This is a genomic window from Kribbella sp. CA-294648, assembly GCF_050943845.1.
Taxonomy (GTDB): Bacteria; Actinomycetota; Actinomycetes; order Propionibacteriales; family Kribbellaceae; genus Kribbella.
Genome location: NZ_CP191981.1, coordinates 7,597,168 through 7,611,090 on the forward strand (window position 1 = coordinate 7,597,168; position 13,923 = coordinate 7,611,090).

The following is a 13,923-nucleotide window of genomic DNA, read 5'->3' on the forward strand; positions in this document are numbered from 1 at the left end:
TCAGCCCTTCACCTTGGCGAGGATCGCGTCCCACAGCCGGGCGCGGGCGGCCAGCGCGGTGTTGATGGTGTCCGCGCAGGCGTCCCACTTGGCCTGGTCGTCACCGCACAGGTCGGCGACCATCTGCATCGCCATCGGGGTGTGGAACTCGCCGTCCACCTCGATGTGGCGCTCCAGGTAGTCGACGAAGGTGTTGAGCTTGTTGGAGCGCTCGTTCACCGCGACCACCTGGGTGAACATGTCCGGGATCAGATCCTCCCGGCCGAACGCGAAAGCGGCCGCCTGGCAGTGCACCGGCGCGTTCTCGATGATGTCCCAGGTCGTCGCGGCGAAGTCGATCGACGCCTGCGGTACGCCGGCCGCCGCGAGCGACTCGACCACCGGGGCGCCACCGCGGAGCAGCTCGACCAGCTTGTCGATCGCGCTCGTGTCGGCACCGGCCTCCTGCATGCCGTTGACGTAGAGCTCGAAATGGCTGATGAAGGCAGGCTTGCCGTCGTCACCGCCCAGTTCGTCGCTCTCCTCGACCATCACGATGTCGTTGATCAGCCGGCGGCTGCTGCGGTGCGCGGTCGGGATCCACGGCACCGTGACACAGGTGAGTTCGCGCTGCAGGGACTTCAGCAGGGACATGAAGTCCCAGACCGCGAAGACGTGGTGCTCCATGAAGGTGACCAGCGACTCGTGCGTGTCCAGGTTGGCGTAGAGCGGATGCTGGACGACCTTGTCGCGGGCGTCGGTGACCGCCTTCTCCAGCTGCTCGATCCCCGGGTGGGTCTGACCCCAGTCGTAGCGTGACATGTCCGTCTCCTTGGTTTAGCGGTCGGCCCAGAGGGTGGGGCAGAAGTCCGGATCGGCGTAGTCCGGCTTGCCGTCCGGGGTCCGGCGGACCACCGCGTCGTGGTTGTACGCCGCGAGGGTGCCGTCGGAGAGCGGGAACTCCCGGTAGGAGTTGCCGCCGTCCTGCAGGTGCAGCGAGATCGCCCGGCGGGGCCGGTCGCTGACGTTGGCGCCGCTGCCGTGGTAGGTCCGGCAGTGGTGGAAGTTCATGTGGCCGCGCGGGATCGTGATCGGCAGCCGGACCACGTCGGCCCCGTTGAACCGCGCGTTGTCGACCAGCATCTGGTCGAGCTGCGACCGGTCCCGGTCGGCGAAGTGCCGGACCACGGTGTCGTCGGCGCCGATCTCCTTCCAGCGGTGACTGCCGTCGACCATCGTGATCGTGCCCATCTCGGGCGGGCAGTCGTGGAACGGGATGAACGCGGTCAGCATCCGGTCCGACGACGAGGACGACCAGTAGTGCTTGTCGAAGTGCCAGGGCACGATGTTCGAGGGCTCGCCCTCGATCGGTGGCTTGTAGATCAGGGTGGACTGGAAGATCCGGATCTCGTCGACCTGCGCCAGCCTCGCCGCGACCGCGCCGATCAAAGGCTTGCGCAGGATCTTGGCCAGGCCGTCGTGCTCGTAGTGCACGTAGTCGTTGTGCCGCTGGACGTCGCCCTTCGACGGGTCCCAGTAGGCGAGCTTGGGCGGCCTGACCGGCAGGGTCCGGTCGCGCTCGCCCGCGTAGTACCGCTCACTGGCGTTGACCAGCTCGTCGGTCTCGTCGTCGGTGAGCAGCTTCTTGGACAGGTACCAGCCGTGCTCGGCGTAGAACGCGACGTCCTCGTCCGACGGGAGCAGGCCGATCTCTTCCTCGGACAGCGTGAACTCCAGCATCAGGCCTCGACCCCCGCGAGCTCGCGCTCCTTGGCCTCGTACAGGGCCTTGATGTTGCCGCTGCCGAACGTCATCGCGCCGCGCCGCTCGATGATCTCCAGGAAGAGAGTCCGGCGGACGTGCATCGACTCGGTGAAGATCTGCAGCAGCTGACCCCAGTGGTCCTTGTCGACCAGGATGCCGAGCTCCTCCAGCGCCTCGATCGGCGTCTCCACCTCACCGACCCGGTCCGGCAGCGCCTTGTAGTACGCCGACGGCGACGCGAGGAAGTTCACCCCACGGTCGCGCAGCGTGCTGACCGCCTCGACGATGTCGCTGGTCCGCAAGGCGATGTGCTGTACTCCGGCGCCCGCGTGCCAGGTGAGGAAGTCGTTGATCTGGCCCGGCCTGCGGTTCGGGTCGGGCTCGATCAGGGTGAAGGTGACATGCTTTGACGGGCTCTGGACGACCGTCGACTCCATTCCCTGGCCGGCCACCTCGATGTACTCGTCGAAGATCGGCAGGAAGCCGAACACGTTTTCGTAGAACTCGACGGTCGGCTTCAGCTGGCCCGACGGCACGCAGATCGCCAGGTGATCGATCTCGCTGAACAGCTTCTCGTCCGGGCCCTTCGACGGCTCGGTGATCTGGATGGCACCGGGCAGGAACTCCCGCCGCGGGCCGTGCCGCTCGACCAGCCGGTGGATCACGTCGCCGAAGCCGGCCACCTCCGCGATCACCACGGTGGTCTCCAGTTCGTCGGTGTAAGTCACCGGCTCGGTCACCGACTCGGCGCCCCGGGCGAGCAGCTCGGTGTAGGCCACCGAGGCGTTGTCCACCTCCAGACCGACCACCGCGACACCGTCACCGTGCCGCTGGACGTACGCGGCAGCGGGATGGTCGGCGGCCAGTCCCGAGGTCAGCACGATCTGTACGGCGCTCTCCCGCAGCAGCAGCGAACGCTGGTCGGCCAGCCCGGTTTCCGGTCCCCCCTGGCCGTGAACCTGCAGGCCGAAGGCGTGCGCCAGGTAGAACGCCGCCTGCTTGGCGTCGCCCACGTACATCTCGACGTGGTCGATTCCGTAGATCTCCATCACCAGACCTTCCCCTCACTCTTGATCTGCGTGCTCGGAGGACCGAACAGCAGGCTGACGTTCTGGCCGCCGAACCCGAACGAGTTCGACAGCGCGTACTCCGGGCGCGCCTCGCGCGGCTCCTTGCGGACGTGATCCAGCGGACAGGCCGGGTCGGGATCGTCCAGGTTGTACGTCGGTGGCAGCAGGCCGGTGTTGAGCGCCATCGCGGTGGCGGCGGCCTCGACCACACCCGACGTACCGAGCATGTGTCCGGTGAGCGCCTTGGTGGAGCTCACGGCTGGGCTGGATCCCTTGAACACAAGGGCGATCGCAACAGACTCCGCGACGTCGCCGAGCTTGGTGCTCGTGCCGTGCGCGTTGACGTAACCGACCCGGTCGGGGGAAACGTTGCCGCTGGCAAACGCCTGACTCATGCAGGCGGCGGCACCGGTACCGTCCGGGCGCGGCGCGGTCGGGTGGTGCGCGTCCGAGTTCACGCCGTACCCCGCGACGTCGGCGTACCCCTTCGCGCCTCGCCGGTCGGCGTGTTCGGTGCTCTCCAGGACGAGCAGCCCGGCGCCCTCGGAGAGGACGAAACCGTTCCTGCGCAGGTCGAACGGGCGGCTCGCTTCGGTCGGGTCGTCCCAGCCGCGGGCCAGCGCCCGGGCGTTGGCGAAGGTTTCCGCGAAGGTCGGGAAGAGTGGTGCTTCGCTGGCGCCGCAGATCACCACATCGAGTTCGCCGGTGCGGATGAGTCGTACGCCGTCCGCGATCGCTTGCGCGCCGGAGGCGCACGCAGTACCGACTGACGAGGTGTAGCCGCGGATGCCGAACCGGATCGCGACGCGGGCGGCCGGCATGTTGGGCAGGATCCCGGTCAGCAGATACGGACTGACCGCCGCGCGCCCACGCTCAGCCCGAGCCAGCACCTGCTTCTCCAGCGTGGCCATCCCGCCGACCCCGCCGATGATCACCCCGATCCGCTCGGGCTCGACGTTCTCCCCAACCACCAGCCCGGCGTCGGCCAACGCCTCCTCTGCGGTCAGCTGAGCAAGAATCACCGTCCGATCCATCACCTTGCCGTCGGGCCCGCTTGCAAGCTTCCCGGCATCAAACTCAGGTAGAAACCCCGCCAGCTCCACCGAGTCGACCACCGGATGATCCGCCCGCGGCCGCCTGATCCCCGACCGCCCGTTCAGCAACGCGTCAAACACCTGATCGACACCCCGCCCCACAGGCGTCATCAACCCCATCCCGGTGATGGTCACGTCAGTCATCGCCCACCCCCGGCTTCACTAGCAACCGCCCCCGCCGGTACAGCGCCGCCGGCTTCAACAGCTGAAGGCGAAGCACCTCGCAGCACCTCAGACTGTGTTGCCGGTGCAGCCGGCGTGCCGCCGGCCTGCCCGGCGCTGGGCGGCGTGCCGACCGGGCGCTCTGCGCCGGACTCGCGCTCTGCGCGCAGCGCTACTTTGCGGACCTTGCCGGTTACGGTTACTGGGACCTCGTCTTCGCCGACGACTCGGATCCGGCGCAGCGTGGTGGCGACCTCCTCGCCTACCGCTTGCAGGATCCGCTCATCGCGGTTCTCGATCGGGGCGGCATCCGGGGGTAGCTCGAGCAGGATGTCGGTGGCGAAGCGGCCGTTTTCCTGGGTGATGATGACTGTGCAGTCCTGTACTTCGGGAAGGGCGGCGAGGATGCGTTCCTCTGAGAGGGATGTGTAGAGCTGGGGGCCTTCGAAGCCGGCTACTGCGTCCGGGACTCGGTCGAGGTGGTAGTAGTGGCCGGTCTCGTCGCGGTAGACCAGGTCGCCCGTCAGGAACCAGCCGTTGAGGCGGAACCTGTAGGTGTTGACCGAGTCGTTCCAGTAGCCCGGTGAGACGCTGGGCGAGCGGAAGCCGAGTAGGCCTGGTTTGCCCGGCGGGAGTTCCTCGCCGGCTGCGTCGAGTACGGCGGCTGACGCGAACTGGTACGGCTTGCCGATGCACCGACCGTACTGGTCGCTGTCGATCGTGTGCGTGATGTGGAAGCCGTTGTGCCCCATCTCGCTCGAGCCGAGCCCGTCGATGAAGTGCGAGCCGCGGACCGTCGTACGACCTTCCCGGCCGACCGTCTCGCGGGTGCCCACGGCAACCAACTTCCGGATGTGCGGCTCGTGCGCGCAGTCGCCGGTGTTGAACCACATCCGGACCGAGTCGAGATCGTGCGCGCTGAGATCCTCGCGCGCCAGCCCTGCCCAGGTGACGGCAAACCCGTAAACTCCGTGCGGCTTCCAGCTCTGGATGTGACGCAGCACGGTCGACGCGTCCTGGCTCGACAGCAACAGCATCTCCGCGCGGTTGCCGAGCACCTGGTTGACCATCAAGATCGTCGCCGTGTGCGGGATCGGCAGCGCGTTGAGGATCCTGTCCGTCCCCTGCGACTGCGGCATCGTGAGCAGATGCTTCAGCGCGGCGTACAGAGTCCGATGCGTGTGCAGCACCGCCTTCGGCACCCCCGTCGTCCCGGACGTATGGGTGATCACGACCGGGTCGTCCTGGTGATGCCGGTACTGCGCCGGCGCCTTCGCCGGATCGCCCGTGCCCAGTTCCTTGGGCTCACCCAGGATCGGTGCCTCACGCAACAAGTCCTGGTGCGCGGCGTCGACCAGCACGCCGGTCACCCGCAACCGGCGGATGTACTCCTCCGCGATGGCCGGCGCCATCTTCCCGTTCAGCAGCGCGGGAATCGCGCCGACCCGGGTCAGCGCCAGGAAGCTCAGCACGATGTCGGCGGCCTCGGTCGCCCAGATCGCCACCACGTCGCGCTGCCCGATCCCCCGATCGCGCAACCACGCGGTCCGCGCCTGGACCCGCTCGTCGAGTTCGCCGAGGGTGAGCGGATGCTCGGCCGGGAACTCGTCGACGGCCGTGTCGAACGTCAGTCCCGGCCCGGTCAGGTCGGCACCGTGCGCGATCACGGTGGCCAGCACGTTGCCGGCCCCGATGGCCGGATCGGCGGCCAGTCGCGCTCTCAGACTCTTCACAACGGATCTCCCCCACTCACCAACATGGCCTCGGCGAGGTCGCCGTCGGCCGCCTGTTCCACGAGTACGACGAGGACCTGGTCCGCGTCTCCGTCCGCGATCAGCAGCGCCGCCTGGTCGAGTCCGGCGACGTGCGCCTCAGTCGTGGGGCTGAGGCACACCACCGGTCCGCGCAGACCCCACCGGGCCGCGATGTAGCCGGCCACACTGTTCGGCACCGACTGGAAGAAGTAGAGCGGCCCGACTCGCTTGCCATCGGCAACCGCCAGCCGGACGTGATCGGCACTGACCCGGTCTCCGCTGCCGGTGACCAGCACGATCGCGGTCCGTTCGCCGACAGCGTCTTCGGAGACAGCGCCTTCGGAGTACGGGGGCTTGAGGCAACGATCGGCCGCGACGGCGGCCAGTGGGCTGAACGATGACGCCACGAAACCGGGGAGTGACGGCGGACCTGCCGCCACGTCGTCACCCGGCTCCGGCCAGTGACCGACAGCGATCGTGCGGGGTGCGGGAATTCCAGCCAGGCGGTTCATCCAGCACGCACCAGCAAGGCCGTGTTCGCGCCACCGAAGGCCGCATTCAAGGACAACCCGTACTGCGCTGTCGCGGGGCGGGGCGCATGCAGAATCAGATCGAGGTCGCACCCGGGGTCACGCGTCGTGAAGCCCGCGTTGACCGGGAGCTTGCCCTCGCGCAAAGCCTGGACGGTCACGATGAGCTCCAGCAGGCCGGACGCCTCGAGCGCATGACCATGAACGGCCTTCGTCGAGCTCACCGGTACTTCGCTGTGGAACACCGTCCTGATCGCGGCCGCCTCGGAGGCGTCGCTGAAACCTGTGCCGGTCGCGTTGGCGTTGATGTAGCCGACGACCTCCGGCGGAAGGTCGGCCTTTCGCAACGCGGCCTCGATGGCTGCGGCTAGGCCGTGTCCGTCAGGAGCGGGCTGGCACGGGTGATAGCCGTCTCCGGCCCTCCCCCAGCCGGCGATCTCGGCCAGGCCTTCACCACGCTGCAGCACAACGGCGGCCACGCCATCGCCGAGCAGCAGTCCTTTACGGTCAAGACTGAACGGCCTGACCACGCCGTCCGGCGACAACGCACGGCCTGCGTCGAACAACGCGAACTGGTCCGCCTCGACCAGATAGCCGGCCGCGACGACGATGCGCTCGGCGTACCCGTGGCGGATCAGCGCGGCCGCGTCAGCGACCGCAGTACTGGCGGAGACGCAGGCGCTGGTGTAGATGCGGGCGGCTCTGGAAGCGAGGCTGCGGACGCCCGCGCGGCCGTGAACCGCAAGGAACAAAGGGGTTGTGGCTCGTTGAGCGGCCGTCAGGCCGGCCTCGGCACAGGCTTCCGTCACCGCATCGAGCAACTCTTCTTCCAGCGAGTGCACCTCGGTGGCCGTCGCGGCCCGGTTGACCCGGCGGTTGCTGGTGTCGAACCGCTGGATCTCGGTGAAGGCCGCCGCGCCGGGCAGGGCAGCCGCCAGTTGCGCCTCGGCTCCACGGCCGAGCGCGCTCAGGACGGACCGTCCGGTGATGGAGACCCGCGGTCGGTCAGACATGGCTCCGCACCGCTTCCGCGAAGACGAGGACGGCGTCGTCGATGGTCTTGATCCGGTCCAGCTGGTCGTCGTCGAGCTCGCGCCCGTAGCGCTGCTCGACCTGGTGGACCAGCCAGGCGAGTTCCATCGAGTCGATCCGTTCCCGGACCTCACCGGGCCGGCGGTCGCCCAGCGCGGCCAGCCAGTCGACGATCTCGGCTCTCCCGGGCGGAAGGAGTGAGCTCATCAGACCTGCTGCGCAACCCGGCCGGCCACCGCGGTGGTGAACTCGCCGACGGTCATCAGGGCCAGCTCCTCGGACTCGTCGTCGGAGAACCGCACGCCGAACTTGTCCTCGACCCGGACCGACAGGTCGGCGAGCGCGAGCGACTCGAGGTCGACCCCGGCCGGGCCGAGCGTGGTGTCGTCGTCGATGCCCTCGACGTCGTAGTTCATGTCCTGCAGCTGCGCGAGGACGAACTCGCGAACCTCTTCCCTCATCGGGTTACCTTCTTTCTGTGAGTCGACGCCCGGACCCCGAGCTGGAGCCCGTGCACGTCTGGCTGAAACCCGTCGAACGCGACCACCGGCCGGCCGCCCACGCTCTGCTCCTCGACCTGGCCGGCACCCTGCTCGACCGGCCCCCGGTCCTGCGCCACGACGCCGCCGGCGCTCCGCACGTCGACCCGCTCGGGGTGAGCATCAGTCACAGCCGGCGGTTCGTCGCCGTCGTCGCCGGCCTGGCGGGCCCAGTCGGCGTAGACCTCGAGGACCGCTACCCCCGCGACATCACCGGCCTGGCCCACCGCTGGTTCACTCCCGCCGAGCTCGCCTGGATGGCAGACCAGCCCGAAGAACTCGAGGCTTTCCTGCACCTCTGGACTGGAAAGGAAGCGGTGGGCAAGGCCCTCGGTACCGGCCTGCGCAACGCGGGCCTGCGCCGGCAGCTGCCGTTGCCCGCCGGCGGACCCGTCCCGGCCGAGCCGCAGCTCACCCTGGTCCATCTCCCGGTGCGATCCGACACGGTGCTGGCGGTTGTCGTTCCGACGGGCGTCCGGTCCGTCGAGGTCTGTGAGCATCACGGCGCGGCCTTGCGGAGTACCGCGGTGTCCCGGACGAGTTTCCCGGTGGTTGTCCGGGGCAACTGATCCAGCACCCGCACACTGCGCGGCCGCTTGTACGACGCGAGCAGCTGGGCCAGGTCGGCCTCGATCCGGGCGACGTCGCGGCGCTCGTTCAGCTGGAGGTAGGCGGTGATCGAGCCGTCGTGGACCACCACCGCGGCCTCGACACCGCGCAACGTGGTCAGCGTGTACTCGACCTCGGTCAGGTCGACCTTCAGGCCACCGACCGACACCTGCGAGTCCAGCCGGCCCTTGATCGACACCAGCCCGGTCTCCGGATCGACCACGCCGGCGTCCTTGGTCCGCAACCAGCCGTCGGCCCAGCGACTCGGGTCCGACAACCCCAGGTACGGCGACTCCGGCCGCCGGATCCGCAGCTCTCCATCGACAGCTCTCACCTCGATCCCCGGTGCCGGGCGGATCGCCGGGCGATGCGCGCCGAACAGGTCGGTCCCGATCACCCCGACCTCGGTCATCCCGTACATGTTGCCGAGCGGTACGCCGTACTTGTCCTCGAAGGCGGACGAGGTCGCCGCCGGCACCAGTTCGCCACCGGTCGTCATCCGCTTGAACTGCGGCAGCGACGGCGGGTCCTGGACCGAGGCGAGCAGGCCGATGTGGAACGGCACGCCGAGCACGGTCGCCGGGCTCTTGCCGCTCGCGATCGCCTGGACGATGGCGTCACCGGTCAGCCGCGCGGGCGGGACCAGCTCGACACCGGCGTGCAGGCCGTACATCAGCCCGCCGACCAGCCCGAGCACGTGCACCATCGACGGCAGCAGGATCACTCGCTCGCCCCGCACCGGCACGCCCTCGATCTGGGTGTACCGCAGGACCTCCTCGACCAGGTCCTCCGCGGTCCGGCCGATCACCTTCGACGGCCCGGTCGAGCCCGAACTGAGCTGGACGACGGCATGCGACGTACTCGCGGGATGACCCGAGTAGCTGGCCACGTCGGTGTCGACCTCGACGAACGTGCGCAGCCCTGAGACGACGGGTCCGTCCGGTGACACCACGACCTGTGGGACCAGCCGCTCGATCGCCCGGCGGACCTCGTAGTCGGTCAGCCGGTGATCCAGCAGGATCGCCTGCCCACCGAGCCGCCAGACCGCCAGCAAATGCGTCACGAACGCCATTGACGGCGGCAATCGCAATGCGGCGGCACCGCCCGGGCGCAAACCCGAGCCGGCCAATTCGGACTGCCGTTCCCGGACCAGCCGGCGCAGCATTCCGCGATCAATAGGAGTAGGGAGTCTGAAACAGACGTCACCGGCCGGGCCGGCCAGCAACACGTCATCGACCCATTGGGCACCCATAGTGGTTCCGGGCACCACGACAGTACCGTCCATGGTCATCCGAGCTCCGAAGTTCGCCTTGAACACAAAGGATTCAGAGCACCAGTCCCCCACCAAGGCCTGGCGATGACGTGACGATACGACACGATCACAGAATCTCGCTACGGACCGAAAGTGATGACCCCATCACCGTTCGCGACGTGTCCCGGATCGCTTTTCTTTCCCCGCCGGATCAGCGATGCTTCTCCGTTTCGCGCCGCCCAGAAATCAAACGTCCAACCCATTCCGAAACCGGCCGGAACACCGTAACCGGTTAGCTGTCACGTTCAAAAGAACAACCGCGAAGGGTTCCCCGCACGAATTTCAATCCAGCGTTTAGTAGTTCATCCCAGAACCACCCCGAAGAATTTTTTCCGGAATTCCCACCCTGTTCGCCAGCGTCCCAGACCCAGCCACCACCCGATACCGCACAGCACTGCAACAACCTGCAAATTCGTTGCCGAGCGCATCGAATCGGTCGCCCAGCGTGAGCAACACCCAGCAGCCCGTCGGACCGGCCGACGGCCGGTGGCAGGCAGTCTCAGGCAGGGTCAGGCAGTGGCGCTGAGGAGGCCTAGGGCTACGGCTACGCGGCCGCCTGCCTGGGAGAGGGCGCGGCGGGCCTCGGGGATCGGGGAGCCGGTCAGGAGATGGACGAGGGCCGGCTTGAGTTCGCCGTCGGCGTCGGCGAGTGCTGTCGCGCAGGCGTCGGCGTCGGCGCCGGTGGCCTCGCCGAGGATGCGGAGCATCCGGCCGCGGAGTTTCTGGTTCGTCGCGACCATGTCGACCATCAGGTTCGACCAGGTCCGGCCGAGCTTGATCATCAGGGTGGTCGAGAAGCTGTTCAGGATCATCTTCTGGGCGGTGCCGGCCTTCAGCCGGGTGGAGCCGGCGATGACCTCCGGCCCGGTGTCCGCGGCGATCACGATGTCGGCCAGCGGGGCCAGCGGGGCCGACGGGTTGGAGGTGACCAGCGCAGTGGTCGCCCCGACCGCGCGAGCGGCCCGCAGAGCGCCCGCGACGTACGGCGTACTGCCCGAGGCCGCGAGGCCGATCACGATGTCCCGGGCGGTTACAGAGGCCGCGTCGGCGGCGCCGCCCTCCTCGGAGTCCTCCACGTTCTCGACCGCGCGCAGCAGCGCTTCCATGCCGCCCGCGTGGTGTGCGACGACCAGGTCGTCGGGGGCATGGAAGGTCGGCAGCAGTTCGGCGGCGTCGAGCACCGCCAGGCGCCCGGAGGTGCCGGCGCCGAAGTAGTGCACCCGCCCGCCGTTGCGGACGGCCTCGACGGCGGCGTCGACCGCGCGTGCCAACTCAGGGATCACCGCACTCACCGCCCCGGCGACCCGCGCGTCTTCCGCATTGACCATCCGGAGTATCTCGGTGGTGCCCACGGCATCGATCGCGAGCGTCCTGGGGTTGCGCTGCTCCGTGGGTGTGATCACAGTGACGATGTTAGTTTCCTACTGAAGAATTTTCAATTCTGTTGATCATTGACAGAACTCTTCAGACGGTGCCCACGGACCGCGATCGCGGTCTCCTCCAGCGCCTTCCGGGCGTCCGGCATCACCGACTGCGCGACACCGATGAACAGGCAGTCGATCACCATCAGCTGGGCGATCCGGCTCGACATCGCACCGGAGCGATAGGTCGTCTCGCGAGCGGCCGTGGTCAGCACAAGATCTGCGGTCCGGGCCAGCGGCGACCGGGGAAAGTTCGTGATGGCGACCGTGGTGGCGCCGTGCTTGGCGGCCTCCTCGAGCGCCTCGACGACCTCCACCGTCGTGCCGGTGTGGGAGATGCCGATCGCGACATCGCCCTCACCCAGCAGCGCGGCGCTGGTCAGCGCGACGTGCACGTCCGACCAGGCGAACGCGACCCGGCGGATCCGGTGCAGCTTCTGCTGCAGGTCGAGCGCCACGAAGGAGCTCGCGGCGGTGCCGTAGAGGTCGACCCGCGGCGCCTTGGCGACCGCGGCGACGACCTTGCTCAGCGCCTCGACATCGAGCTGCTGAGCGGTCTCGCGGACCGCCCGCTCGTCGGCGAAGGCGACCTTGCCGACGACATCGGCCAGGGAGTCCCCCGGCTCGATGTCACCGCCGACCTCCGGCCGGATGTTCTCCGTGGCCGACTGGGCCGCCAGTTGCAGGCGGAGCTGCGGATAGCCGGGGACGCCGATCTGCTTGCAGAACCGGATGACCGTGGTCTCCGAGGTGGATGCCACCTCGGCCAGTTCGGAGATCGTCATCGCCGCCACTCCGCCCGGATCCGCGAGGACCGCGTTCGCCACCCGCTGCTCGGCCGGGGCCAGCGCGGGCATCACCGCGCGGACCCGGACCAGCAGCGGCCCCGTGGGTTCTGGAGAGGTAACTGAAGTCATGACGCCACCGTACGGCGATCAAGCACCGAGCGGGGTCACCGACGCGAAAGTCTCCAACCAGATGCCGTAAATGACTCGGGCATTCGCTCTCCGTCGAACAGCATCCCGTCCGGAGATGAGATCTTCACACCATCCACGTAGACACCACGGCCCTGGTACAGCGCGTCGGAGGTGTAACGCCAGCGCACCGTCTGGTCACCCGGAGCCAGGTCTGCGGTCACCTGGTGCCAGTGCCGGTCGCCGGAGCCGCTGATGGTGCCATCGGCATCGATCACGGTCCCGCGGTCCCGCACGGTGAACGGCACCTTGGTCCAGGTGGTCCCGTCCGCCGACGTCTCCAGGTACAGCAGGTCGGAGTCCTCGGTGTCCACGAACAGGTCGAACGACATCTTCGCCCCACTGGCCGGTACGGCGACCTTCACCGCGAGCGTCGTCGTACTGGCGTCCGTGGTGCCGGAGAACCAGGCATCCTTGCCATGCCGCGGCCCAACCCCCAGGGACAACGCCAGACCCTGTACTACGGCCCTGCGGGCGGGGTTGTTGCTGCCCCAGCTGCGACTCGGGTGGACCCGGTTGGTCAGCAGGATCGCGAACGAGCGCGAGTCGAAGTCGATCACCAGCGAGGTGCCCGTGTAGCCGGTGTGGCCGGCGGTGCGGGGACCGGACAGACCACCCATGTACCAGCGCTGGTTCAGCTCGAACCCGAGCCCGTGGTCGTTGCCCGGGAACGCCTGGTTGAAGTTGGTGATCATCGCGGTGACGGAGTCCGTCTTCAGGATCCGCGCGCCGCGGTAGCTGCCGCCGTTGAGGAACGCCTGTGCCAGCACGGCCATGTCGTCGGCCGTGGAGAAGATCCCGGCGTGCCCGGCGACGCCGCCGAGGGACCAGGCGTTCTCGTCGTGCACCGAGCCCCAGACCATCCCGCGCGGCGGGGACGCCTGGTACTCCGTGGCGGCGATCCGCGGCTTCTTCTTCTCGTCCGGGTTGTAGCCGGTGTCGCGCATCTGCAGCGGTTTGGTGATCCCGTCGGCGACCAGCTTGTCCAGCGACTTGCCCGAGACGCGCGCGGCGACCTCGCCGAGCGCGATCAGGTTCAGGTCGCTGTAGAGGTAGGTGGCGCCCGGCAGGGTGTTGGGACGCAGCTTGGCCGTCAGCGCCATCTGCATCCGGGAGGCCGGGTCAGGCTGAGCGCTCCACAGCGGCAGCCAGGACGGCAGCCCGGTGGTGTGCGTGAGCGCCTGCCGGACGGTGACGGCCTCCTTGCCGTTGGCAGCGAACTCCGGCACGTACGTCGCGATCGGCGCGTCCAGGTCGACCTTGCCCTTCTCGACCTGCTGCATCACCACGACCGAGGTGAACAGCTTCGAGACCGAGGCCATGTCGAAGATGGTGTCGGTCCGCATCGGGATCTGCTGGTCGGCCGGCAACTCGGTGCCGGCGCCGTCGGCGTACTTGACCGCCATGCCGGTCGCCTCGCGGGTGAGCACCTTGCCGTTGTGGCCAAGCAGCGTGACGGCACCGGCGTACAGGGGTTTCACGGTGCCGTTCGGCCGGGTCCAGCCGTCGACCTGGGTCAGCGCGGTCTCGATCGGCGCGGGATCGAGACCGGCCTTCACCGGGCTCGAGTCGCGCAGCAACGTCGACTTCGGCGCGTAGCCGTCGTACGGGCGGTCGAACCGTCCGGATTTGTTGCTGGAAGCAACCGCAGGGGTGGCCAGAGTGAGCACGAGGGTAGAGGCT

Annotated in this window: 14 protein-coding genes; 1 reads left to right on the forward strand and 13 read right to left on the reverse strand. The window is 68.4% G+C overall.

Translation table 11 applies throughout. The annotated features are described in order from the left end of the window. The 9 genes from ACQPYM_RS36125 to ACQPYM_RS36165 are packed head-to-tail and all read right to left on the reverse strand — an operon-like array spanning nt 1 to nt 7,846. Nucleotides 1-801, reverse strand: coding sequence for a DUF3050 domain-containing protein (locus tag ACQPYM_RS36125; protein WP_433009905.1), 801 nt, complete (start codon nt 799-801; stop codon nt 1-3). A gap of 15 nt (nt 802-816) precedes the next feature. Continuing rightward, nucleotides 817-1,719 (reverse strand): phytanoyl-CoA dioxygenase family protein, encoded by a 903-nt coding sequence (locus ACQPYM_RS36130; RefSeq protein WP_433009908.1) that lies wholly within the window; start codon nt 1,717-1,719, stop codon nt 817-819. After that, complete coding sequence (gene hppD, locus ACQPYM_RS36135; RefSeq protein ID WP_433009911.1) at nt 1,719-2,792, reverse strand: 4-hydroxyphenylpyruvate dioxygenase; 1,074 nt, start codon at nt 2,790-2,792, stop codon at nt 1,719-1,721. The genes ACQPYM_RS36130 and hppD overlap by 1 nt, the downstream gene beginning before the upstream one ends. Further along, nucleotides 2,792-4,051 carry a beta-ketoacyl-[acyl-carrier-protein] synthase family protein gene (locus ACQPYM_RS36140; RefSeq protein WP_433009914.1) on the reverse strand — a complete coding sequence of 420 codons (1,260 nt, stop codon included), beginning with the start codon at nt 4,049-4,051 and terminating at the stop codon, nt 2,792-2,794. The genes hppD and ACQPYM_RS36140 overlap by 1 nt, the downstream gene beginning before the upstream one ends. Further along, complete coding sequence (locus ACQPYM_RS36145) at nt 4,048-5,802, reverse strand: class I adenylate-forming enzyme family protein (protein WP_433009917.1); 1,755 nt, start codon at nt 5,800-5,802, stop codon at nt 4,048-4,050. Before ACQPYM_RS36145 ends, ACQPYM_RS36140 begins: the two co-directional genes overlap by 4 nt. Then, nucleotides 5,799-6,335: a beta-ketoacyl synthase chain length factor gene (locus tag ACQPYM_RS36150; RefSeq protein WP_433009920.1), complete on the reverse strand. Its 537-nt coding sequence runs from the start codon at nt 6,333-6,335 to the stop codon at nt 5,799-5,801. Before ACQPYM_RS36150 ends, ACQPYM_RS36145 begins: the two co-directional genes overlap by 4 nt. Beyond that, nucleotides 6,332-7,366, reverse strand: coding sequence for a beta-ketoacyl-[acyl-carrier-protein] synthase family protein (locus ACQPYM_RS36155; protein ID WP_433009923.1), 1,035 nt, complete (start codon nt 7,364-7,366; stop codon nt 6,332-6,334). Before ACQPYM_RS36155 ends, ACQPYM_RS36150 begins: the two co-directional genes overlap by 4 nt. Next, nucleotides 7,359-7,592 carry an acyl carrier protein gene (locus ACQPYM_RS36160; RefSeq protein ID WP_433009926.1) on the reverse strand — a complete coding sequence of 78 codons (234 nt, stop codon included), beginning with the start codon at nt 7,590-7,592 and terminating at the stop codon, nt 7,359-7,361. Before ACQPYM_RS36160 ends, ACQPYM_RS36155 begins: the two co-directional genes overlap by 8 nt. Further along, nucleotides 7,592-7,846, reverse strand: coding sequence for an acyl carrier protein (locus tag ACQPYM_RS36165; RefSeq protein WP_433009929.1), 255 nt, complete (start codon nt 7,844-7,846; stop codon nt 7,592-7,594). The genes ACQPYM_RS36160 and ACQPYM_RS36165 overlap by 1 nt, the downstream gene beginning before the upstream one ends. 17 nt (nt 7,847-7,863) lie before the next feature. On the opposite strand from ACQPYM_RS36165, the gene ACQPYM_RS36170 reads away from it, so the two are divergent. Next, on the forward strand, nt 7,864-8,493 hold the full coding sequence (locus tag ACQPYM_RS36170; protein ID WP_433009932.1) for a 4'-phosphopantetheinyl transferase family protein: 630 nt from the start codon (nt 7,864-7,866) through the stop codon (nt 8,491-8,493). Here the strand turns inward: ACQPYM_RS36170 and ACQPYM_RS36175 are convergent. The 4 genes from ACQPYM_RS36175 to ACQPYM_RS36190 all read right to left on the reverse strand — a co-directional run bounded on the left by ACQPYM_RS36175 (nt 8,424) and on the right by ACQPYM_RS36190 (nt 13,910). Further along, nucleotides 8,424-9,824, reverse strand: coding sequence for a class I adenylate-forming enzyme family protein (locus ACQPYM_RS36175; protein WP_433009934.1), 1,401 nt, complete (start codon nt 9,822-9,824; stop codon nt 8,424-8,426). The genes ACQPYM_RS36170 and ACQPYM_RS36175 overlap by 70 nt on opposite strands. 530 nt (nt 9,825-10,354) lie before the next feature. Then, nucleotides 10,355-11,248: an N-acetylmuramic acid 6-phosphate etherase gene (gene murQ / locus ACQPYM_RS36180; protein ID WP_433009937.1), complete on the reverse strand. Its 894-nt coding sequence runs from the start codon at nt 11,246-11,248 to the stop codon at nt 10,355-10,357. 32 nt (nt 11,249-11,280) lie between these two features. Further along, nucleotides 11,281-12,183 carry a MurR/RpiR family transcriptional regulator gene (locus tag ACQPYM_RS36185; protein ID WP_026163658.1) on the reverse strand — a complete coding sequence of 301 codons (903 nt, stop codon included), beginning with the start codon at nt 12,181-12,183 and terminating at the stop codon, nt 11,281-11,283. 35 nt (nt 12,184-12,218) lie between these two features. Then, entirely contained in the window at nt 12,219-13,910 is a 1,692-nt protein-coding gene (locus ACQPYM_RS36190) for a serine hydrolase (protein WP_433009939.1), read from the reverse strand. Nucleotides 13,911-13,923: the final 13 nt, after the last annotated feature.